This is a genomic window from Mesorhizobium sp. M0018, from assembly GCF_040323955.1.
Lineage (GTDB): Bacteria > Pseudomonadota > Alphaproteobacteria > Rhizobiales > Rhizobiaceae > Mesorhizobium.
The window spans coordinates 194,535-216,804 of sequence record NZ_JAMYVL010000006.1 but is presented as its reverse complement, the minus strand read 5'-3'; the positions used below and the strand labels follow the sequence as shown (position 1 = coordinate 216,804).

Below are 22,270 nucleotides of genomic sequence, written 5' to 3'. Positions count from 1 at the left end.
AGGGGCTTTCGGCATGACGCATTCCGATCACCATCATCACGCCCATGGCAGCTGCTGCTCGGCAAAAGGCGCCCCCTCTGCTGCGGACGCCGTCATCCGCGATCCGGTCTGCGGCATGAACGTCGATCCGGCTGCCGGCAAGCCGACCGCCGAGCATGACGGCCGTCGCTATCATTTCTGCAGCGAGAGCTGCCGCGCGAAATTCGTCGCCGAGCCGGAAAAATACCTGACCGCAACCGATCCCGTCTGCGGCATGAGCGTCGATCGCGCCACGGCCAAGCACTTTTTGCGGCACGAGGGCCGAGGCTTCTATTTCTGCTCGGCCGCTTGCCAGGCGAAGTTCGAAGCCGAGCCGGCAAAATATCTCGGCGACAGGCCGGCGCCGCAGCCGATGCCCAAGGGCACGCAATACACCTGCCCGATGCATCCCGAAATCATCCGCGACAAGCCCGGCTCCTGCCCGATCTGCGGCATGGCGCTGGAACCGATGGGCGTGCCGACCGGCGACGAGGGACCTAACCCGGAACTGGTCGACTTCACCAGGCGCTTTTGGGTGAGCGCGGTGCTGTCCGTGCCGTTGCTGCTCATCGCCATGGCGCCGATGCTCGGCCTGACGTTCCAGGCCTTCATCGACGACCGCGCGAAGGTCTGGCTGGAGCTGGCGCTGGCCAGCCCGGTGGTGCTGTGGGCGGCATTCCCGTTCTTCCATCGCGGCTGGAACTCGGTCCTCAACCGCAGCCCCAATATGTGGACGCTGATTTCGCTCGGCGTCGGTGCCGCCTATCTCTACAGCGTCGTCGCCACGCTGTTTCCAGGCCTCTTTCCGCACCAGTTCCGCGGCCATGACGGCACCGTGCCGGTCTATTTCGAGGCGGCGGCGGTGATCGTCGCGCTGGTGTTCCTCGGCCAGGTGCTGGAATTGCGCGCCCGCGAGAAAACCGGCTCGGCGATCCGCGCGCTGCTCGACCTGGCGCCGAAGACGGCGCGGCTGATCGGCGCGGACGGTTCCGAAAACGACGTGCCGCTCGATACGGTCAAGGCCGGCGACCGCTTGCGCATCCGCCCAGGCGACGCCGTGCCGGTCGACGGCACTGTGCTCGAAGGACGCTCTTCCATCGATGAATCGATGATCACAGGCGAGCCGCTGCCGGTCGAGAAGACCGAAGGCGACAACCTCACTGGCGGCACGCTCAACAAGAACGGCTCGCTGATCATGCGCGCCGACAAAGTCGGCGCCGAGACGACGCTGGCGCGGATCGTCGAGCTTGTCGCCAAGGCTCAGCGTTCACGCGCGCCGATCCAGGGGCTGGCCGACCGCGTCTCGTTCTACTTCGTCCCGGCCGTCGTGCTGGTCGCCATCATTGCGTTCGTCGCCTGGGCGATCGTCGGACCGGAACCCAGCCTGGTGTTTGCCATCGTCTCGGCGGTCTCGGTGCTGATCATCGCCTGTCCGTGTGCGCTCGGCCTTGCCACGCCAATGTCGATCATGACCGCCACCGGGCGCGGCGCGCATGCCGGCGTGCTGATCAAGGAAGCAGCAGCGCTCGAGCGCTTCGCCTCGGTTGATACGCTGATCGTGGACAAGACGGGAACGCTGACCGAAGGCCGGCCGCGACTGACCGATGTCGTTGCCGTCGAAGGCATGGCGCAGGACGAGCTGCTGGCGCTCGCCGCCGGTCTCGAAAAAGGCTCGGAGCATCCGCTGGCCGAGGCGATCGTCGAAGGCGCCCGCGAACGCGGCGTGAAGGTCCCCGACTCCGGCGGTTTCGAGGCCGTCACCGGCAAGGGCGTTTCCGGCACGGTTTCGGGGCAGAAGGTGGCGCTCGGCAATGCCGCGATGATGGCCGATCTCGGCATCGACACGGCGTCGGTCCTGGCCAGTGCCGAGGCGCTGCAGGCCGACGGCAAGATCGCGATGTTCGTTGCTGTCGGCACCCGGCTCGCCGGCCTCGTCGCCGTCGCCGACCCGATCAAGGCGACCACCGCCGAGGCGATCAAGGCGCTGCATGACAGCGGGCTGAAGATCGTCATGGCGACCGGCGACAACGAGCGCACGGCAAAAGCCATCGCAGCCAAGCTCGGCATCGACGAGGTGCGTGCCGGGCTTTTGCCCGAGCAGAAGGGTGCGCTGGTCGAGGAATTGCGTGCAAACGGCGCCGGCGTCGCCATGGCCGGCGACGGCGTCAACGATGCGCCTGCACTCGCCGCTGCCGATGTCGGCATCGCCATGGGCACCGGCGCCGATGTCGCGGTCGAGAGTGCGGGGATCACGCTGGTCAAGGGCGATCTCAACGGCATCGTCCGAGCCCGCACGCTTGCCCAGGGCACGATCCGCAACATCCGCCAGAACCTGTTTTTCGCTTTCCTCTACAACGTGCTTGGCGTGCCGGTTGCTGCCGGCGTGCTTTATCCGCTCACCGGCACGCTGCTGTCGCCGATGATTGCGGCGGCGGCGATGAGCCTGTCTTCGGTTTCGGTGATCGCCAACGCATTGCGGCTCAGGACGTTGAAACTCTGATTAAAACTTCCAGATAGACCCTGTTCAAAAAAGGAGACGATGAATGACCCTGGCCAAGAAGATCGTGCTGCTGATGATGGCGGCGGGAATGCTGCTTGCTGTTTTCCTCGAAAGCGTTCCGGCACAAGCCGAGGAGATGAAGCACGACATGGGCGCAATGGGCGCGCAGAGTCCCTCGACCGAGGGCTACAAGGCGGCGATGGACAAGATGCACGCCGACATGATGGCGATCGAATATTCCGGCAATGCCGACGTCGATTTCGCCCGCGGCATGATCCCGCATCACCAGGCGGCCATCGACATGGCCAAGATCGAGCTCGCCAATGGCAAGGATCCGGAAATCCGCAAGCTGGCCGAAGCAGTGATCGCCGCGCAGCAGGCCGAGATCAAGCAGATGCAGGACTGGCTCGCCGCACATCCGGTGAAGTAGGCGTCACGCTGCCGGGGAATCCGGGCGAGAGGCCTCACCTGGATTTCTGCTTCACCTGGATTTGCCTTGGCGACTGTGGTGCTATCCGGGCCTCGGACTGGAGCATGCCATGCCATCGACGATAAGAACGACCACCCTGCCCTGCGGCGAAGCCGTGCCGGTGCTCGGCCAGGGCACCTGGAAGATGGGCGAAGACGGCCGCCGCCGTGGCGACGAGGCCAATGCCCTGAAGCTCGGGCTGGATCTCGGCATGACGCTGATCGACACCGCCGAAATGTATGCCAGCGGCGGCGCCGAGGAGGTGGTGGCGGAGGCCATCGCCGGTCGCCGCGACGAGGTTTTCCTGGTCTCCAAAGTGCTGCCGTCCAATGCCTCGCGCGCCGGCGTGAAACGGGCATGCGAGAACAGCCTGAGGCATCTCGCCACCGACCGCATCGATCTTTATCTGCTGCATTGGCCGGGCAGTGTGCCTTTGATGGAAACGGTAGAGGCGTTCGAAGCGTTGAAGGCGGCCGGCAAGATCCGCCATTGGGGCGTCAGCAATTTCGATACCGATGAGATGGAAGAGCTGGTTCGGTTGCCGGCCGGCGGCAACGTCCAGACCAACCAGGTGCTCTACAATCTGTCGCAGCGCGGCGTCGAGTTCGACCTCGCCCCGTGGAGCCGGCAACGCGGCATGCCGCTGATGGCCTATTCGCCGGTCGATCAGGGGGTATTGGCGCGCAATGCCAGGTTAGATGCCATCGCCGCCCGCCACAGTGCGACGCCGGCGCAGATCGCTCTTGCCTGGGTGATGGCGCAGGACGGGGTGATTGCCATTCCGAAGGCCAGTCGCCCGGAGCATATCCGGCAGAATGTCGCGGCGTTGGACATCGAGCTCACGAGCGAAGATTTCGCCGAAATTGACCACGCCTTCCCACCGCCGAGGCGGAAGTCGGGCCTGGCGATGATTTGAGGGTTCGCGCAGTACAACGTTGCGATCCTTCGCGCCCCCCTCTGTCCTGCCGGACATCTCCCCCACGAGTGGGGAGATTGGACGTCGCATCGGCTTTCGCCAACTTCAAACGAAGAAAAGACACTGCCAGCGAAGCTGCCAATCTCCCCCCAAGTGGGGGAGATGTCCGGCAGGGCAGAGGGGGGCGCGAAGGAATGCCGACAGACGGCGGGCTCAGCCAGCGACGGCTACTGCCCCACCATCCCCTTCAGCCGGTACAGCGCCTCCAGCGCCTCCCTTGGCGTCATCTCGTCGGGATTGATCTCCGCTAGCGCCAAACCCAGCCCATCACTCTTCGCCGGCTTCGACGCTTCCCGCTTCGCCGCCACGGAAAACAGCGGCAGGTCGTCGACCAGACGGTTGGCCTTGCCCGAGACCTCGCCTGCTTCAAGCTGGTGCAGCACTTCCTTGGCCCGGCCGACGACGGCCTCTGGCAGGCCGGCCAGCCGCGCTACCTGGACGCCGTAGGAACGGTCGGCCGCACCCTTGCCGACCTCGTGCAGGAAGACCACGTCGCCCTCCCATTCCTTGACCCGCATGGTGACGTTGGAGAGCCGCGGCAGTTTTCCGGCCAGCGCCGTCATCTCGTGGAAATGCGTGGCGAAGATCGCCCGGCAGCGGTTTTTCTCGTGCAGATATTCGACCGCCGCCCAGGCGATCGACAGGCCGTCGAAAGTGGCGGTGCCGCGGCCGATCTCATCGAGGATGACCAGTGCGCGTTCGCCTGCCTGGTTGAGGATCGCCGCCGTCTCGACCATCTCGACCATGAAGGTGGAGCGGCCGCGCGCCAGATCGTCGGAGGCGCCGACCCGCGAAAACAGCCGGTCGACGACGCCGATATGGGCTGATGCCGCAGGCACGAAGGAGCCGGTCTGGGCGAGGATGGCAATCAGCGCGTTTTGCCTGAGGAAGGTCGACTTGCCGCCCATATTGGGGCCGGTCAGCAGCCAGATCGCGCCGGCCTTGGCATCGCCTTGCGGCGACAGATCGCAATCATTGGCGACGAACGGGCCTTCGCCGGAACGCCGCAGCGCCTGTTCGACCACCGGGTGGCGTCCGCCCGAAATCTCGAAGGCAAGGCTCGCATCGACAAGCGGCCGGCACCAGGCCTCGCTCTCGGAAAGCAAGGCAAGCGCGGCCGAAACGTCGAGCACGGCGAGCGCTTCGGCGCCGGCACGGATCGTGTCGGCTTGGCCGACCACTTCCGCCGTCAGCGCCTCGAAAGCGGCAAGCTCGATCGCCAGCGCCCGGTCGGCGGCGTTGGCGATCTTGGTTTCCAGTTCGGCGAGTTCGGTGGTGGTGAAGCGCATGGCGTTGGCCATGGTCTGGCGATGGATGAAGCGTGCCCTGGCGCCGTCGCTGCCGGTCATCAGCGCATGATGATTGGCGGTGACTTCGATATAATAGCCCAATACGTTGTTGTGCCTGATCTTCAGCGAGCGGATGCCGGTCTCGTCGATCAGCGAGCGCTCCAGCCCGGCGATCACTTTTCGCGACTCGTCGCGCAGCGCCCGCATCTCGTCGAGTTCGGCATGGTAGCCGGAACGGACAAAGCCGCCGTCGCGCCTGAGCAACGGCAGCTCGTCGCTGAGCGCCTGCGCCAGATGCGTCGCCAGTTCATTCGGCAGCGCCTTGATAGCTCCCAACGCCGCGGCCAGTTCGCCCGGCAAGGCGGTTTGGCCGAACAGTTCGGCGATGGCGCCGGCCGCTTCGAAACCGGCGCGCAGCGCGCCGAGGTCGCGCGGGCCGCCGCGGTTGAGCGCCAGCCTGGACAGCGCGCGCGGCATATCGGCGACGCTCTTCAGGCTTGCCCGCACCGCCTGGCAAAGGCGCGTCTCGGAGCGGAAGAACGACACCGAGTCCAGCCTTGCGGCGATTGCCGCCGGATCGGTCAGCGGCGCCATCAGCCGGTCGGCGAGCAGCCTTGCACCGCCGCCGGTCACCGTGCGGTCGATCGCCTTGAACAGCGATCCGTCGCGGCTGCCGGACAGCGTGCGCAGCAGCTCCAAATTGGCGCGCGTCGCCGGGTCGATGAACAGCGTCGAATCCTGCTCCTCGCGCTGCGGCCGCGACAGCGGCGGCCGCTCGGCTTTCTGCGTCTTCTCGACATAGGCGATGACGCCCGAGATTGCCGACAGCTCGGCGCGCGAAAACGAGCCGAAACTGTCCGGCGTTGCCACCTCGAAGAAGCGGGCGATGCGGCCGGCGGCCGAAGCCGAATCGAACAGCGACGGCGGCTGCGGGCTGGCGACGCGGCCGAGCACGTCGAAGACCGGTTTCAGCTCCGGGTCGTAAAACACCGGTTCGGCGACGATCAGCTCGCGCGGATCGACGCGGAAGACATCGGCGAGCAGCCGGTCGGCGGTTGTCTCGGCGACGCGGAAGACACCGGTCGAGATCTCGATCCAGGCTAGGGCGAAACTTCCTTGGTTCCCTGTCGCGCTGCCGCGCTCCCCGCCTCTTGTATCGCCGCTGCCGCCCTTGACTCGTCCCAACGCCATCAGAAAACTCGATTCCGACGGCGCCAGCAATTTGTCCTCGGTGATGGTGCCGGGCGTTACTAGCCGCACCACGTCGCGGCGCACCACCGATTTGCCGCCGCGCTTCCTGGCCTCCGCCGGATCCTCGATCTGCTCGCAGACAGCGACGCGGAACCCTTGGCCGATCAGCTTCTGCAGATAATCGTCGGCGGCGTGCACCGGCACGCCGCACATGGGGATGTCGAGCCCCTGGTGCTTGCCGCGCTTGGTCAGCACGATGCCGAGCGCCCGGCTTGCCTTCTCGGCATCGTCGAAGAACAGCTCGTAGAAATCGCCCATGCGGTAGAACAGCAGCGAATCCGGGTTCGCCGCCTTGATCTCGATATACTGCTCCATCATCGGCGTCGCCGGCGCGAAGGCCGGCGTGGCATTGTCGCTTCGAATGGGCGTCTCGTCGTTCAAGAAGCTGCTTCCAAAATTTTGCAAGCCATGCTTGGCGGTTTACAGCGGCGAAGTGTAGCCTTAATCCCGAACCTTCCACAAAAGAAAGCATGCGCACCCATCTCAAGCGGTGCCGTACGGGCGAGGAAACCAAAAGTACCATGGCCAAGAAAACCGAAAGCAACGGGCCCTCCGTCAGCGCCCAGGAGGCGCTGGAATTCCACGCCATGGGCCGTCCGGGCAAGCTGGAGATCGTCGCCACAAAACCGATGGCGACGCAGCGCGATCTCAGCCTTGCCTATTCGCCGGGCGTCGCCGTTCCGGTTCTCGCCATCGCCGAGGACCCGAGCCGCGCCTTCGACTACACGGTTCGCGGCAACATGGTCGCCGTCATCTCCAACGGCACCGCCATCCTCGGCCTCGGCAATCTCGGCGCGCTGGCCTCGAAGCCGGTGATGGAAGGCAAGGCGGTGCTGTTCAAGCGCTTCGCCGATGTCGATTCCATCGACCTTGAGGTCGACACCGAGGATGCCGACGAATTCATCAACTGCGTGCGTTTCCTTGGACCCTCCTTCGGCGGCATCAACCTCGAGGATATAAAGGCACCGGAATGCTTCATCATCGAGCAGCGGCTGCGCGAGCTGATGGACATCCCGGTCTTCCATGACGACCAGCACGGCACCGCCATCATCTCGGCTGCCGGCCTGATCAACGCGCTGGAAATCACCGGCCGCGACATGAAGACCACGAAAATGGTCTGCAACGGCGCCGGCGCTGCCGGCATCGCCTGCATCGAATTGATGAAGGCGATGGGCTTTGCGCCCGAAAATATCATCCTCTGCGACACCAAGGGCGTCGTCTTCCAGGGCCGCACCGAAGGCATGAACCAGTGGAAATCGGCGCATGCCGTGAAAACCGGCGCGCGCTCGCTGGCCGAGGCGCTGGACGGCGCCGACGTGTTCCTCGGCCTCTCGGCCAAAGGCACGCTGACCACCAAAATGGTGCAGTCGATGGCCAAGAACCCGATCATCTTCGCCATGGCCAATCCCGACCCCGAGATCACGCCGGAGGAAGTCGCCGAGATCCGCACCGACGCCATCATGGCGACGGGACGGTCCGACTATCCCAACCAGGTCAACAACGTGCTTGGCTTCCCCTACATCTTCCGCGGCGCGCTCGATGTACGGGCGACCACCATCAACGACGACATGAAGATCGCCGCGGCCAAAGCGCTCGCCGAACTGGCGCGCCAGGACGTGCCCGACGACGTCGCCGCCGCCTATCAGGGCATGCGGCCGAAATTCGGCCCCAACTACATCATTCCGGTGCCGTTCGACCCGCGCCTGATCTCGGCCATCCCGATCGCCGTGGCCAAGGCGGCGATGGACTCCGGTGTCGCGCGCAAGCCGATCCTCGATCTCGACCGCTACGCGCAGGAGCTTTCCGCCCGCCGCGACCCGATCGCCTCGACGCTGCAGCGCATCTACGACCGCGTCCGCCGCCAGCCCAAGCGCATCGTCTTTGCCGAGGGCGAGGAGGAGCAGGTGATGCGCGCCGCCGTCTCCTATGTGAACCAGCGGCTCGGCACCGCCATCCTGCTCGGCCGCGACGACATCATCAAGGAAAACGCCAGGAACGCCGGCATCGACCTCGGCAAGCAAGGCATCGAGATCATCAATGCGCGGCTGTCGCGGCGCAACTCCGTCTACACCGATTATCTCTACGAGCGCATGCAGCGCAAAGGCTTCCTGTTCCGCGACTGCCAGCGGCTGATCAACAACGACCGCAACCATTTCGCCGCCTGCATGGTGGCGCTGGGCGATGCCGACGGCATCGTCACCGGCGTTACCCGTAACTATTCGACGGCGCTCGACGACATCCGCCGCGTCATCGACGCAAGGCCCGGCCATTGCGTCATCGGCGTGTCGATCGTGCTCGCGCGCGGTCGCACCGTCCTCGTTGCCGACACCGCGGTGCACGACATGCCGGATGCCGTCGAGATCGCCGACATCGCCGAGGAGGCCGCCGGTTTCGCCCGCCGCATGGGCTACGAGCCGAGGCTCGCCATGCTCGCCTATTCAACCTTCGGCCATCCGCAGGGCGAGCGCTCCGAGCGCGTCCAGGAAGCGGTGCGCATCCTCGACAAGCGCCGCGTTGATTTCGAGTATGACGGCGAGATGGCCGCCGACGTGGCGCTCAACGCCCGCGCCATGGCGCAATACCCGTTCATCAGGCTGACCGGCCCGGCCAATGTGCTGATCATGCCGGCCTTCCACTCGGCCTCGATCTCGACCAAGATGCTGCAGGAGCTCGGCGGCTCGACCGTCATCGGCCCGCTGCTGGTCGGCCTGAACAAGCCGGTCCAGATCGTCTCGCTCAATGCCAAGGATTCAGACATCGTCAACATGGCAGCGATTGCGGCGTATAGCGCGGGGGCTTGAGGAGCGGGGGCAGCAGCAGCGCCTCTCCCTTCTCCCCCTGTGGGAGAAGGTGGCCGAGCGAAGCTCGGTCGGATGAGGGGTGTTCCAGCTTGGCACCGGCAGCACTCCGTCCAGCACCCCTCAACCGTCTCGGCGCTGCGCGCCGATCCACCTTCTCCCACAGGGGGAGAAGGAAGAGATGCCGCTACAGAAGCCCCGCCTGCTCGGCCTCGCGGCGCAGATTCTGCCGTGGCCTTGGGCCGATCTGCTGGATGACCAGCCCGGCTGCCAGCGAGCCGAGATCGCCGCAATCCTTGAGGCTGCGGCCTTGCGTGTAGCCGTAGAGGAAGCCGGCGGCGTAGAGGTCGCCGGCGCCGGTGGTGTCGACCAGCTCGCGGATCCTGGTCGCATTGATGGTCACGGTCTCGTCGCCGCGCACGATCACCGAGCCCTTTTCCGAGCGGGTGACGGCGGCGATCTTGCAGTCCCTGCGGATCCGCGCCAGCGCCTCGTCGAATGAAGCGGTCTGGTAGAGCGACTTGATCTCGTGGCTGTTGGCAAAGACGATATCGACGGTGCCGGAGCGCATGAGATCGAGGAACTCGTCGCGGTAGCGGTCGACGCAGAACGAGTCCGACAATGTCATCGACACTTCGCGCCCGGCGGCGTGGGCGAGCTTAGCCGTCTGCCGGATCGCCTCCTTGGCGCGCGGCGGGTCCCACAGATAGCCCTCGAAATAGGTGACCGCGGCGCCCGAGGCCTTGTCGGCCTCGACGTCCTCCGGGCCGAGCTCGACGCAGGCGCCGAGATAGGTGTTCATCGAGCGCTCGCCGTCCGGCGTGACGAAGATCATCGAGCGCGCTGTCGGCGGTTCGCCGTTAAGCGGCCTGGTGTCGAAGGCGACACCCTGGGCATGGATGTCATGCGCGTAGATTTCGCCGAGCGCGTCGTTGGAGACCTTGCCGAAGAAAGCGGCGCGACCGCCGAAGGAGGCGACGCCCGCCGCCGTGTTGCCGGCGCTGCCGCCCGAGGCTTCAATGGCCGGGCCCATGCGGCTGTAGAGCAGTTCGGCGCGCCTCGTGTCGATCAAATTCATTGCGCCCTTGATGATGCCGTTGGTCTCCAGGAACGCCTCGTCGCACTGGGCGATGATGTCGACGATGGCATTCCCGATACAAAGCACGTCATAGTCCGGCATCAATTCATGTCTCCGCCAAAAACCCACCGGCTTTCTGCCACGCCGGGCGCGGGCGGGTCTAGCGGTTTGATGCGGCTTTGCCTAGGCCGCGAGTTATAAATCCGGGCAGAACGCAGATGCTTCGTATCGCGGTTTGCGCTTGTCTCGCGACCTGTCTCCGCCTATCCCGAAATATCGCCCATGGCCTCGTTTGACATGGAATTGGAAACGCCGTGATCCTCGACGCCGCCCGTGCCGCCTTGAGCCGGCTGTTCTCACCCGAATTCCGTTCCGTGTTCCTGAAGACACTGGGGCTGACCTTGCTGGCGCTGGCGGCGCTGTGGTTCGGGATCAAGAGCCTGTTCGAATGGCTGGCCTGGCCGTGGATCGATGCATGGCTGCCCGCCCTACCCTCCTGGGCCGGATGGCTGGGCGCCGTCGTCGCCGGCATCGGCCTTGCGCTGGGCTTGGCGCTGCTCATCGCGCCGGTGACGGCGATCATCGCCGGCCTGTTCCTCGACGACGTCGCCGAAGTGGTCGAGCGCACGGATTATCCAAACGACCCGCCCGGCCGCGCCGTGCCGCCGTTGCGCTCGCTGGTGCTGGCGATCCGCTTCTTCGGCGTCGTCATCCTCGGCAATATCGTCGCCCTGCTGCTGCTGCTGGTGCCGGGCATCAACATCGCCGCCTTCTTCGTCGTTAACGGCTATCTGCTCGGGCGCGAGTTCTTCGAATTCGCCGCCATGCGCTTTCGCCCGGAGGCCGAGGCCAAGGCGCTGCGCAGAAAGCACTCGATCACCGTGTTCCTGGCCGGGCTGGTGGTCGCCGCTTTCCTCGCCGTGCCGCTGCTCAACCTTCTGACGCCACTGTTCGCCGCCGCCATGATGGTGCATCTGCACAAGGCGATCTCGGCACGGGAAGGGAGCTATCTCAGCAGAAAACCCCTGCCCAGTTCATCATCGTCCTCGACGATGAATTCGGCCCGCCCTGAGTAATAGGCGCGGCCGCCGACGCGGGCGATGATGGCGTCATGCGGCCCGGCTGTGGCCGTGCGTACGACGGCGCCGGAAAAGCGCGAGCCGGCAATGCTCTCGAACAGCCGCGTCCGGCCAATTTCGATCTGGCCCTTGGCGTGCATGGCCGCCAGCCGCGCGGTGACGCCGGAGCCGGTCGGCGAACGGTCGACCTCGGCTTCAGCGAAAACGCAGATGTTTTTGGTCGGCGTATCGGAGAACGCATCCTGTCCGTCGGTCAGGATTGTGCCGTAGAGAAAGGCGAGATCGGCATGGTCGGGATGCGACAGCGGCAATTCGGCCTTCAGCTTATCAGTCAGCGCGGTCGCTGCATCGACGAAATCGCGCACCCGGTTCCTGCCAAATTCCAGCCCGAACTGGCGGCAGTCGGCCAGTGCATAGAAGGCGCCGCCATAGGCGATGTCGAAGCCGACCGGACCATAGCCCGGCAGCTCGATCCGCTGGTCGCCGGCGAACAGAAACGCCGGCACGCTTTCGAAGGACACCGCGCCGGCCTTGCCGTCCCTCACCTCGACCGCAGCCGAAATCAGCCCGCATGGCGCCTCGATATTGACGGTCGTCATCGGCTCGCGTGGCGCCACCAGCCGCTCGTCGACGGCGTAGCGGCCGAGCGCGACGATGGCGTGGCCGCACATCGTCGAATAGCCCTCATTGTGCATGAACAGCACCGCGAGGTCGGCGCCCGGCAGGTCGGGCTCGACCAGCAGCGCGCCATACATGTCGTAATGGCCGCGCGGCTCGAACATCAGGATCTTTCTGAGATGATCGAGATGGTCGCGCACATACGCACGCTTTTCGAGGATCGTGCCCTTGGGAATATCGGGGTAGCCGCCGGTGACGATCCGCAGCGGCTCGCCGCCGGTGTGCATGTCCACGACCGTGAGGGTCATTTGCCGGGCCCGACCTAGGCGGAAGGTTTGGCAAACAGCGCCTGCAGCTTGCCGAACGGCATGGCGGCGCGGGTGAAGCCGAAGGTGCCATCCTGCTGGATCTCGCGCGCCGCGGTCTCCAGCATGCCGAAGGCGAAATTGGTCAGCCATGGGCCGAGCGAGACGCGCTTTACCCCCGCCATGGCCAGGTCGGCGATGGTGAAGCCGGGCCTGGCCATGACGTTGACCGGCTTGGTCAGCGCCGAGCAGACGGTTCGCACCATCTCGATGTCGCCCAGCCCCGGTGCATAGAGCACGTCGGCGCCGGCCTTCTCGAAGGCCTGCAGCCGCTTGATCGTATCGTCGAGGTCGGGCTTGCCCCACAGGAAATTCTCGGCCCGCGCGGTGAAGACGAAATCGCGTTTCAGTGCCCGTGCCGCTTCCGCCGCCGCCGCGACGCGCTCGACGGCATGCGCGAAATCATAGATCGGCTTGGCGGGCTCGCCGGTATGGTCCTCGATCGAGCAGCCGGCGAGGCCAGCCGCCTCGGCGGCGAAGATGGTCTCGCCGGCACTTGTCGCGCTGTCGCCCTTGCCCTTTTCGAGATCGGCCGAAACCGGCAGCCCGGTCGCCGCCGACACTTCACGGCAATGATGGATCATCGCCTCGAACGTCACCGCGCCATCGGGCAGGCCGCGCGAAAAGGCAAAGCCGGCGCTGGTCGTGGCCAGCGCCTTGAAGCCGAACGAGGCCAAGAGCTTGGTCGTGCCGACGTCCCAGGAATTGGCCATGACGAAGATCGAGGCATGCAGGTCGCGAAAAATCTTGCCCTTGTCCATGGATGCTCCCCTCCAGTGCAGAATGTGAGGCAAATTCTAGCCCGGCGGAAGGCGCCGGGCAAACAAATGCGGTTGGCTCAGAAGCGTTTGGCGTTGTCATCTGCCAATCGATCCAGCGCGTCGGAATCCTTGACGTAGCGCGAAGCATTTTTGTCCCAATGATAGGTGACGGAGCTGTCGCGCGAAGACGCCTCTGGCGGCGGCTGGCCGTCGCAGCTTTCTTCTCCCGGCAGCGTCGCGTCGGTCACCGTGACTTTGATGGCTGCATAGGGCTGGCCGTCGGCGATCACCTGGAAGGCCACATTCTGTGTCCTCCTATGGGTGCAGAGGTTTTCGTCGAACGTATAGATCATGTCGATCAGCTCGAACCTGTCGTTGCGGACCATGACCAGCGGCGCGATCACATAGCCCTGGCTCGAATTGAAATGCGTGCTCGTGGTGATGATGACGTCATCGCCGGGCCCGATCGACAGCTTGCCCGGATCGCGAAAGTAGGTGCTGCGGTCGACGGCAACATTGACCGCGTCGAGCAAGGCCGGCTTGCCGGTGATGTCGTAGAGTGCCAGCACGGCATAACCCTCGGCGCTGTCAGGCGAGTCGCCGAGGTCGAGCAGCATCGCCAGCCGGTCCTTGCCGCCGGCCTTGATGCCGAGCACGTCGCCGCTGGAAAGACCCGACGTCGCCGGCGGCGAGCCGTCGTAGTCCGGTCCAGCGATGTGGCGCATCTCGATCGGCATCGAACCTCGGAAAAAGCCGTCCTTGTCCGCCGCCAGATCGGGAATGACCATCCTGGCGAGATCGAGATAGGTGACATCGCCGTGGCCGGGGACGGCGCTGCCGAGCTCCGGGAAACTGACGGCCTCCGCGCTGGCCGTCGTCCAAAGACAGGGCAGCAGCAGGCAGGCAAAGATGAAACGAAGCAGGGAGAAGGTCATGCGCGCGCGCTCGTTATCTCGGGCGCGCGCAAGCTAGAGCATTTTGCGACCAAGAGGAAACACCTGGCGTTGCCTCACTATGTTGGCTTGGCTTGGCTCGCCAGGGTCTGCTGGAAAACCGGCACCAGCTGATCCATGGCGGCTGCGAGCCACGCGCCGAGTTCGTCGGGCAGAGTGTCGTGAATCCAGACCAGGCGGCTCCGGCCCTCGCCCTCGGCAAAGACCTGCATGGAGGTATTATCGTGGGTGACCTCGTCGCCGAGCCATCCCCACACGATCCGCCGGCTCTGCTCGTCGCGGGCGATGAGCCGCTCTCGCACAATCTTGCCGTCGGCGAAGGTAAGGGCCCGTACGTCGCCCTCATCCACCCGACAGTCGACGAAAACGCCTGGGGCTATCCGTTGGGCGCCGCCGGCGAAGTCGCCCACCGTCGCCCATACGCTTTCCGGTGAAGCATCTACGATGATTTCCCTGACTATTGAAACCATGTTCGCTGGTCCTTCTGTTAGTAGGTAGACCTGTCTGTCTACATGTGGATACAGACCTGTCTGCTATAGTCAAGGCATGTCCACAGCCCGAATCAACGATCGTCCCGAAAGCCTTGCGCGTCGTCGAATCCTCGATACGGCGACCGCACTGTTTTCTCTGGAGGGGGTCCGTGCAGTCGGGATCGACCGCATCATCGCCGAGGCCGGCGTTGCCAAGGCGACGTTCTATCATCACTTCGCGGCCAAGGACGACCTCGTCCGCGCCTATATCGAGGAGCTCAGCAAGGGAGGACGGGCGGCAATCGCGAGCCTTGGCCGGCGGCCACCTCGCCAGATGATCCTTGCCATATTCGATCTCATCGCCGACGCGGCGGATCAGCCGGGCTACCGCGGCTGCCCGTTTCAGAACGCCGCTGCTGAATATCCGGATCCCAGCAGCCCGGTTCGCCAGGCGATCGATCAGCATCGTCACTGGAAGTGGGGCACCCTCAGGGACTTGCTGATCGCGGACGCAAATCCCGATCCGGACCGCACAGCGGACGCGCTAACGGTGGCGGCCGACGGTCTCCTTGTCGTCAGCCATCTCGACAGGCCGGCCAATCTGCGCAGTCTCATACGCGACACGGTCGACCGACTACTTGGAGGCCCGCGCCCGGTCTGAGACCGGGCGCGCGTGCAGCCTGCGCATAGGCGATCAGTGGATCGGCACCAGCCCGGCCAGTTCACGCATGTCGTCGAACAGAATGCCGCCGGCTCCGATCAGCCCGTCGCGGTCGGAAAGCGGGTCGCCGTGGTAGGAATAGACGCGCATGCCGGCGGCGATGCCGGCTGTCGTCCCGGCGACGCTGTCCTCGATGACGATACAGTCGGCGGGCGCGAAGCCCATCGTCGCTGCCGCATGCAGGAAGAGGTCGGGGAACGGCTTGCCGCGCGAGACCATGGTCGAGCTGAACAGCGCATGCTCGAACAGCGGCAGCAGTCCGGTCTGGCCGAGCGTGATGTGCATTTTGGACACCCGTGCCGACGAGGCGACACAGGTGGCGATGCCGGCGGCGTGCACGGTTTCGATGAACTCGCGAACGTAGGGGATGGCCTCGACGCCATGCGCGAACAGGTCGGGCAGGCCGGCGTTCCAGCGCTCGACGAAATCGGCGCCGAGGCTGACGCCGGTCGCCTCGACTTCCTTCTGCACCGAGACCATGCTGCGGCCGGAGAAATTCTTGCGGCAATATTCGAAGCTGGCCGGAAAGCCGGCCGCGGTCAGCCACTCGGCGAGGCGCCGATTGGCCAGGTTCTCGGTATCGACCAGAACCCCGTCGCAATCGAAGATGACGAGCTTGGGTATTTTCATCAGGCCGTGCCGGTCGATCCGAAGCCGCCCGAGCCGCGCGTTGTGCCGCCAGCCAATGTGCGCTCCTCGACGGTCGCCTGCGTCACCGGGGCGAAGACGATCTGGGCGATCCGCATGCCGCGCGTCACCGCGAAATCCTCGTCGCCGAGATTGATCAGCAGCACCTTGACCTCGCCGCGATAGTCGCTGTCGATGGTGCCCGGCGTGTTGAGGCAGGTGAGCCCGTGCTTGAAGGCGAGGCCGGAACGCGGCCGGACCTGGCCCTCGACGCCCTCCGGAATTTCCAGGATCAGCCCGGTCGGCACCAGCGCGCGCTTTCCCGGCAGGATCAAAAGCGGCCTGTCGTCCGGGACGGCGGCGCGCAGGTCCATGCCGGCGGCGCCCGAGCTCTCATAGGCAGGAAGCGGCAATCCCTCGCCATGCGGCAGCCTGACGAAGCCGACAGCCGGACCGATGACGGAGGTGGGATAAAGTGCTGCGCGCATGAGGCTGATCCTATCGTCGCGAACGCCGGTTCAGTCAACTCGGCGGCAATGCTATCAACGGCTTTCTTTCAGCACAGTTCCGCTTCAGCGCAGTTCCATCGGAACGACCGTGGTCTCCTTGATCTCCTCCATGACGAAGGAGGCCGAAACGTCCGATAGTGCCACCTTGGCGATCAGCCGTTGATAGAGCCGGTCATAGGCCTTCACATCGGCGACGCGGGCGCGCAGGACATAGTCGAGATCGCCGGACATGCGGTAAGCGCCGGTGATCTCGGCAAAGCCGGTCACCGCCGCTCGGAATCTTTGCAGCCAGTCCGGATCGTGGTTGGAGGTGCGGATCAGGATGAACACCGAAAGGCCGAGCCCAAGCTTGTCGGCGTCGACCAGCGCCACCCGGCCGGTGATGACGCCGTCTTCCTCCAGCCGCTTCACCCGGCGCCAGCAAGCATTGCGCGACAGCGATATTCTTGCCGAGAGCTGGTCGACGGACAGTGTGCCGTCGCGTTGCAGCTCGGCCAGCAATCTTCGGTCTATTTCGTCGATTTCCGGCGCCATGCGGGATGTTTGTCCCAAAATTCAGCCTTTCACAAGGACAATTTGAGACCGATGAACCGAACACCGATGCCAGTATACTCATCGCCGGCTCTTCATGCCGGCAGGAGGGATCGACATGACCGCACGGCTCGCAAGACTTTTCACCTCTCACCCGACCGCGGTCGGCGAGAGTTATTTCGGCCATATGGCTTTCGCCGCATGGTTCTCGTCGCGATTGTTCATGGCGGCGTTTGCCGCGCTCGTTCATGCTTTCTTGCCGTTTCTGTTCGAGACCACGGCAAGCGGCATCATCCGTGAGCTCTACGAACGGACGCACAACAGGGGACGGTAGGCCGTAAAGGCGCCGAGCGCGGCGAGGCCGCTGGACAGGGCCGCCCCTCAACGGGCCCCGCAGCGCAATCCCGATCAAGCGTCGCCATCGTCGAATGCCGAGCGAGGCTTGCATCCACGCGCCACTCCGCCATTTTGAGGATCGCGGCGCGATAGCCCGGAGCATTCACCATGGATATCGTCTTTTCCTCGACCACCAAACTGGCCGCGGCCATCCGCGACCGTACAGTTTCCGCAATAGAGGTGCTGGACGAGCATCTGGCGCAGATCGACAGGCACAATGAGGCGGTCAACGCCGTCATAACCCTCGATCGGGACGTTGCGCGGCAACGCGCTGGCAAGGCCGACGAAGCGCAGGCGCGCGGCGAGGCCCTTGGGCCGCTACACGGCGTGCCGTTCACACTGAAGGACACGCACGAAACCGCCGGCATGAGAACCACTGTCGGCTTCCCGGCCTTCGCCGAATATGTTCCGAGGGCAGACAGTCCGGTCGTTGCCCGGCTGAAGGCGGCAGGCGGCATACTGGTGGGCAAGACGAACGTGGCGACAATGCTCGGTGACTGGCAGTCGAGCAATCCACTGTTCGGCCGCACCGGCAACCCCTGGAATCTCCAGCGCACCGCCGGCGGCTCCAGTGGCGGTGCGGCGGCGGCGCTCGGCACTGGAATGACGCCGTTCGAGGTCGGCACCGACATGCAGGATTCGATCCGGCTGCCCGCTGCCTTTTGCGGCGTCTACGGCCTCAAGCCGACCGAGCACCGCGTCTCGCTCGCCGGCGCCTTCCCCGATCCAGGCGGGGCGCCGCGCAGCGTGCGGCTGATCTCCTGCCTCGGACCGCTGGCGCGCAGCGTCGAGGACCTGGCACTGATCTACGGCCTCATTGCCGGGCCGGATGGAAGCGATACCGACCTTGCGCCGGTACCGGTCGAAACCATGCCGGAGCTGGATCTCAGAAATTTGCGCATTGCCGTCGCGCCGTCCTTTCCGGGCTTTCCGGTGGCCGGCGAAATCAGCGCGGCGGTCGAAAGCCTGGCAAAGGAGCTTCAGTCGGCAGGCGCGATCGTCGAGGAGGCCAAATTGCCGAAGCTCGACCTGCACGACGATCTGGAGCAAGGCGGCGCGCTGATCGGCATGATGCTGGAGTCGGCGCAGCCCGAACCGCGGGAGAAGCCGACACCGGTCTCGCGCTGGTTCGAGGCGCTCGCCCGCCGCGACCGCTCCATCCTGGCGTGGGAACGGTTCTTCGACGGCTGCGACGCCTTGCTGTGCCCGGTCGCCATGACCACCGCCTTCCCGCATTGCGAGCCAGGAACGCCGATCGGGGTCGACGGTAGCGAGCAAAGCTACTGGATGCTGCCGGCCTATGGCGCGGTGTTCAACTACAGCGGCCATCCGGCACTGTCGCTGCCCTGCGGACAAGATCGCGACGGCCTGCCCATCGGACTACAGCTTGTTGGCAAACGCTGGTCGGAGTCGCGCCTGCTCGGGATCGCCAGGGCAATCGAGCCGCTAGCCGGCGGCTTTCGCCGCCCGCCCGGTTATTGAGTAAACCGCGCCAGTCCGTAGGGATCAAGCAGCGGATCGCGCTCGCCGTCGAGGATTTCGCGGGCGGCGAACAGGGCGACGGCCGGCGCCAGCGTGATGCCGGAATGCATGACCGCAACATAGACGCCGCTCGTGCCTTCGGCGCGGCCTATGATCGGAAAGCCATCGACCGGCGTCGGCCGATAGCCAACGGTGTGGAAATCGAGTTCCAGCCCATCCGCGCCGCGCAGCATCGCCTTCATCGCCGCAAACAGGTCGCGGGCGGTGGCCGGGGCATCCATGCCGGGATCGGCGCCACCGAAATCCGAGCCGGCGATGACGCGGCCTTCCGCCGTCTGGCGCATATGCAGGCGGTCGCCGATCACCAGGCCGTTGAGCAGCTTTTCGTAGGGGCGCGAATGCACGATCAGGCCGGGCGGCGTTTCGATCGGCAGTTCTATCCCGGCTGTGGCAGCGATTGCCGGAGAGCCGGCTCCGGCCGCGATCACCACCTCGTCGGCAGCAATCCGCCCGCCGGATGTATCGACGCCGGCAATCCTGCCGTTGGCTTGCACCAGAGCGGTGACGGTCGTCCCGGCTACAATTCGCGCGCCGCGCCGTTCGGCGTCGGCCAGCAGTGCTTGCGTGGCGGCGACCGGCTCGGCAACGCCTTCCTCGGCGACATAAAGGGCGAAATCGGGAAGCTCGGTCAGATTGGGCTCGATGCGGGCCGCTCCGGCACGGTCGACACGCTCGATGCCGTAGCCCCATGCGGAGTGCTCGGCCGCATAGGCTTCGAGTTCGGGACGTGGCAGGTCCCAGCACAGGCCGCCGCACCATTGCAACGGGATGCCGGGCACCTCGTTCGCCAGTCGCGTCCATTCGGCCATCGATCGAGTCCGTAGTCGGAAGTAAGGCTGCGGATTACCCCAGCTGGCATTGATCCAGGCAAAGGAATTCGGTGTCGCGACGCCGCCGGCGCCGCTGCCGGCAACGACCGTCACCTTTGCTCCAGCCCTGGTCAGGTGCCAGGCGATGGAGGCGCCGATGATACCGGCGCCGATGACGATCACTTCTTTCGCAGCTGTCATGCTTCACTCCTCGTTCCAACGCCACCACTGCGATGCCATTGCCCGTGGGTTCTGCCAAGAGCGAGCCGTATCAAATGTGCCTCTTGACTTTAATACGTACGTACGTATTTTATACCTGGCATGGCTAGACATTCACTTCGCGAAAAACTTCTCGACGCCGGTTTCAAAACCATCTGGAGCTCCGGCTATTCGGCCGCCGGCGTACGCGACATCGTCGCCGCGGCCGATGCCCGTCCGGGGTCCTTCACCAACCATTTTGCATCCAAGGAGGCGTTCACCGGCGAGGTGCTGGACCGCTATTTCGGCTATGTGAGCGGTTTGGCGGAGCAGGCCCTTGCCCGGGACGGCACACCCCCGGTCGGGCGCTTGCGCCGCTATCTCGAAATCATCACGTCGAAGCTGGAGGCGCATGATTGGGCACGGGGCTGCATGATCGGCAATCTCAGCCTCGAGACGGCGGCTCACAGTGAGGCGCTGAGGCTGCAACTCGTCGCCATCTTCGAACGCTGGCGCAAGCCCTTTGCCGAATGCATCGCCGAGGGCCAGGCGGCTGGCGACATCACCGACGCGTTCGATGCCGAGGACCTCGCCGATTTCCTGTTGAGTTCCTGGCAAGGCGCGATGCTGCGCATGAAGGTGGAGCGCAGTCCCGAACCGCTCGAGGGTTTCAAGAATATCGTCTTCAAAACAGTCTTCGTAAAAAAGGAGCTGATCCGATGAACCCGAAACTCGAAAAACAGCAATCCCGCACAATGGTGCCGCGCTCGCAAGTCGCGGTACTCGATTCCACCATCTCCTATGTCGAGGCAGGTACTGCCGGTCCGACGGTGCTATTCCTGCACGGCAACCCGACGTCGTCCTACATCTGGCGCGACATCATCCCGCATGTGGCGCCGTTCGGCCGCTGCATTGCGCCCGACCTGATCGGCTATGGCCAATCCGGCAAGCCGGACATCGACTATCGCTTCTTCGACCACGTCCGCTATCTCGACGCCTTCATCGAGACGCTTGGCATCAGTGACGTGGTGGTCGTCGCGCAGGACTGGGGCACCGCGCTCGCCTTCCATCTCGCGGCCCGGCGGCCGCAGCGGATCCTCGGCCTCGCCTTCATGGAATTCATCCGCCCCTTCGAGAGTTGGGACGATTTTCACCAGCGTCCGCAGGCGCGCGAATTGTTCAAGGCAATGCGCACGCCTGGCGTCGGTGAGAAGCTTGTCCTGGAGGACAACGTCTTCGTCGAAAAGGTGCTTCCGGCTGCGGTGCTGCGCACGATGAGCGATGAGGAAATGGCCTCCTACCGGGCACCGTTCCCGACGCCCCAATCGCGCAAGCCGATCCTGCGGCTGCCGCGCGACCTGCCGATTGAAGGCCAGCCCGCCGATGTCGCTGCCATCAGCGAGCACGACCATCGGGCGCTCCGGCTCTCCTCCTACCCGAAGCTGCTTTTCTCAGGCGATCCGGGGGCCCTCGTCTCGCCGCATGCGGCACGGGAATTCGCGGCCGGCCTGAAGAACTGCCGGTTGATCGATCTCGGACCCGGCGCGCATTATCTACAGGAGGACCATGCCGACAGGATCGGCGCCACAATTGCCGAGTGGATTCCGGAGGTGGCCTTCGAGAGCCGAGCGACCGAATCGGCCTGACGTCGGGACGTGAACCGGCGGCAGCCGGAGAGGTCGACAGCTTAGCTCTGCCGGTGCCAAGCGATGGAGGCGCCAATGATGCCGGATCCAATGACGATGATGTTCTTGCTCACGGCCGTGTACCTTCAAACGCCCAGGACTTCTTGCCCTCATTGCCACCATGCTACAGACTTACCAAGGGCGTTGCCGGGACCGCTCTCGAAGCGGGTCGATGACGATCGCCTCACTGGAAACGTTCAGCTCAATCACATGAGGGTCATTTGCGCCGCTGGATAAAAGGGTTGGTTTTTGCTGCAGCCGGAGCCGCCATTGTCTATGCCGTCTTCTTTGGCCCGCTGCCGTTCGTTCGATCTTGGTGGCAGGACGACAACTGGCTGGATCCTTTGCATAAACGCCATCGCATCGCTGACGGTTTGGTGCTGACCGGGGCGTTGGTTGGGAAATCGCGGGCAGAAGTTGTTGCCATGCTCGGCGAGCCGCCGAAGACGGACTATTTCGAGGACTGGAGTCTGGTTTATATTCTTGGTTCGGAAAGAGGATTTTTTTCGATCGACTCTGAATGGCTGGTTATGCGCCTGGATGACGTTGGCTCGGTCACGCAGGCGGCTATCGTCAGAGACTGAACCTGCTGCCGGGGTATCAGCGGTGTTTCCGTTCGACAGGCTG

The 22,270-nt window shown here is 64.8% G+C and carries 21 protein-coding genes; 11 read left to right on the top strand and 10 right to left on the bottom strand.

The features are described from left to right. The first annotated feature begins 13 nt into the window (after positions 1-13). The 3 genes from NKJ81_RS11015 (at position 14) to NKJ81_RS11005 (ending at position 3,903) form a co-directional block, all read left to right on the top strand. Positions 14-2,518, top strand: a complete 2,505-nt coding sequence (locus NKJ81_RS11015; protein WP_352540445.1) for a heavy metal translocating P-type ATPase — start codon at positions 14-16, stop codon at positions 2,516-2,518. Positions 2,519-2,561: 43 nt separating this feature from the next. Beyond that, positions 2,562-2,948, top strand: coding sequence for a CopM family metallochaperone (copM, locus tag NKJ81_RS11010; protein WP_352540444.1), 387 nt, complete (start codon positions 2,562-2,564; stop codon positions 2,946-2,948). A gap of 109 nt (positions 2,949-3,057) precedes the next feature. Further along, complete coding sequence (locus NKJ81_RS11005; protein WP_352540443.1) at positions 3,058-3,903, top strand: aldo/keto reductase; 846 nt, start codon at positions 3,058-3,060, stop codon at positions 3,901-3,903. A 227-nt stretch (positions 3,904-4,130) separates the two neighbouring features. Here the strand turns inward: NKJ81_RS11005 and mutS are convergent, their stop codons facing one another. Beyond that, positions 4,131-6,821 (bottom strand): DNA mismatch repair protein MutS, encoded by a 2,691-nt coding sequence (gene mutS / locus NKJ81_RS11000; RefSeq protein ID WP_352540501.1) that lies wholly within the window; start codon positions 6,819-6,821, stop codon positions 4,131-4,133. Positions 6,822-7,024: 203 nt separating this feature from the next. On the opposite strand from mutS, the gene NKJ81_RS10995 reads away from it, so the two are divergent. Next, positions 7,025-9,304, top strand: coding sequence for an NADP-dependent malic enzyme (locus NKJ81_RS10995; RefSeq protein ID WP_352448507.1), 2,280 nt, complete (start codon positions 7,025-7,027; stop codon positions 9,302-9,304). 184 nt (positions 9,305-9,488) lie between these two features. On the opposite strand, the gene NKJ81_RS10990 is transcribed toward NKJ81_RS10995, so the two are convergent. Then, positions 9,489-10,481, bottom strand: a complete 993-nt coding sequence (locus NKJ81_RS10990; protein WP_352469968.1) for an adenosine kinase — start codon at positions 10,479-10,481, stop codon at positions 9,489-9,491. A 212-nt stretch (positions 10,482-10,693) separates the two neighbouring features. Here NKJ81_RS10990 and NKJ81_RS10985 point away from each other — a divergent pair, with 212 nt between their 5' ends. After that, positions 10,694-11,455: a sulfate transporter family protein gene (locus NKJ81_RS10985; RefSeq protein WP_352540442.1), complete on the top strand. Its 762-nt coding sequence runs from the start codon at positions 10,694-10,696 to the stop codon at positions 11,453-11,455. Here NKJ81_RS10985 and NKJ81_RS10980 read toward each other — a convergent pair. The 4 genes from NKJ81_RS10980 to NKJ81_RS10965 all read right to left on the bottom strand — a co-directional run bounded on the left by NKJ81_RS10980 (position 11,386) and on the right by NKJ81_RS10965 (position 14,625). Then, entirely contained in the window at positions 11,386-12,384 is a 999-nt protein-coding gene (locus tag NKJ81_RS10980; RefSeq protein ID WP_352540441.1) for a proline racemase family protein, read from the bottom strand. The genes NKJ81_RS10985 and NKJ81_RS10980 overlap by 70 nt on opposite strands. A 14-nt stretch (positions 12,385-12,398) precedes the next feature. Then, positions 12,399-13,202, bottom strand: a complete 804-nt coding sequence (locus tag NKJ81_RS10975; RefSeq protein WP_352540440.1) for an isocitrate lyase/PEP mutase family protein — start codon at positions 13,200-13,202, stop codon at positions 12,399-12,401. A 77-nt stretch (positions 13,203-13,279) separates the two neighbouring features. Then, positions 13,280-14,137: a hypothetical protein gene (locus tag NKJ81_RS10970; RefSeq protein WP_352540439.1), complete on the bottom strand. Its 858-nt coding sequence runs from the start codon at positions 14,135-14,137 to the stop codon at positions 13,280-13,282. Positions 14,138-14,214: 77 nt separating this feature from the next. Further along, positions 14,215-14,625 carry an SRPBCC family protein gene (locus NKJ81_RS10965; protein WP_352540438.1) on the bottom strand — a complete coding sequence of 137 codons (411 nt, stop codon included), beginning with the start codon at positions 14,623-14,625 and terminating at the stop codon, positions 14,215-14,217. 76 nt (positions 14,626-14,701) lie between these two features. Between NKJ81_RS10965 and NKJ81_RS10960 the strand changes: the two genes are divergently transcribed. After that, on the top strand, positions 14,702-15,286 hold the full coding sequence (locus NKJ81_RS10960; protein WP_352540437.1) for a TetR/AcrR family transcriptional regulator: 585 nt from the start codon (positions 14,702-14,704) through the stop codon (positions 15,284-15,286). Between the two features lie 33 nt (positions 15,287-15,319). Here the strand turns inward: NKJ81_RS10960 and NKJ81_RS10955 are convergent, their stop codons facing one another. The 3 genes from NKJ81_RS10955 to NKJ81_RS10945 all read right to left on the bottom strand — a co-directional run bounded on the left by NKJ81_RS10955 (position 15,320) and on the right by NKJ81_RS10945 (position 17,016). After that, entirely contained in the window at positions 15,320-15,976 is a 657-nt protein-coding gene (locus tag NKJ81_RS10955; protein ID WP_352540436.1) for an HAD family hydrolase, read from the bottom strand. Beyond that, positions 15,976-16,461: a dUTP diphosphatase gene (dut, locus tag NKJ81_RS10950; RefSeq protein ID WP_023676369.1), complete on the bottom strand. Its 486-nt coding sequence runs from the start codon at positions 16,459-16,461 to the stop codon at positions 15,976-15,978. Before dut ends, NKJ81_RS10955 begins: the two co-directional genes overlap by 1 nt. Positions 16,462-16,545: 84 nt before the next feature. Next, positions 16,546-17,016 (bottom strand): Lrp/AsnC family transcriptional regulator, encoded by a 471-nt coding sequence (locus NKJ81_RS10945; protein ID WP_023676368.1) that lies wholly within the window; start codon positions 17,014-17,016, stop codon positions 16,546-16,548. Between the two features lie 115 nt (positions 17,017-17,131). Between NKJ81_RS10945 and NKJ81_RS10940 the strand changes: the two genes are divergently transcribed. After that, a complete protein-coding gene (locus NKJ81_RS10940; protein WP_352540435.1) occupies positions 17,132-17,347 on the top strand; it encodes a DUF6356 family protein in 216 nt (71 codons plus the stop codon). A gap of 170 nt (positions 17,348-17,517) precedes the next feature. Further along, the gene (locus NKJ81_RS10935; protein ID WP_352540434.1) at positions 17,518-18,891 is read left to right on the top strand and encodes an amidase; all 1,374 of its coding nucleotides are present in this window, start codon (positions 17,518-17,520) and stop codon (positions 18,889-18,891) included. On the opposite strand, the gene NKJ81_RS10930 is transcribed toward NKJ81_RS10935, so the two are convergent. Continuing rightward, complete coding sequence (locus tag NKJ81_RS10930; RefSeq protein WP_352540433.1) at positions 18,885-19,961, bottom strand: NAD(P)/FAD-dependent oxidoreductase; 1,077 nt, start codon at positions 19,959-19,961, stop codon at positions 18,885-18,887. The genes NKJ81_RS10935 and NKJ81_RS10930 overlap by 7 nt on opposite strands. Before the next feature lie 120 nt (positions 19,962-20,081). Between NKJ81_RS10930 and NKJ81_RS10925 the strand changes: the two genes are divergently transcribed. From NKJ81_RS10925 to NKJ81_RS10915, 3 genes are all read left to right on the top strand, one after another. Continuing rightward, the gene (locus NKJ81_RS10925; RefSeq protein ID WP_352540432.1) at positions 20,082-20,681 is read left to right on the top strand and encodes a TetR/AcrR family transcriptional regulator; all 600 of its coding nucleotides are present in this window, start codon (positions 20,082-20,084) and stop codon (positions 20,679-20,681) included. Beyond that, the gene (locus NKJ81_RS10920) at positions 20,678-21,604 is read left to right on the top strand and encodes a haloalkane dehalogenase (protein WP_352540431.1); all 927 of its coding nucleotides are present in this window, start codon (positions 20,678-20,680) and stop codon (positions 21,602-21,604) included. The genes NKJ81_RS10925 and NKJ81_RS10920 overlap by 4 nt, the downstream gene beginning before the upstream one ends. A gap of 260 nt (positions 21,605-21,864) precedes the next feature. Further along, positions 21,865-22,227, top strand: coding sequence for a hypothetical protein (locus NKJ81_RS10915; RefSeq protein WP_352540430.1), 363 nt, complete (start codon positions 21,865-21,867; stop codon positions 22,225-22,227). Positions 22,228-22,270: the final 43 nt, after the last annotated feature.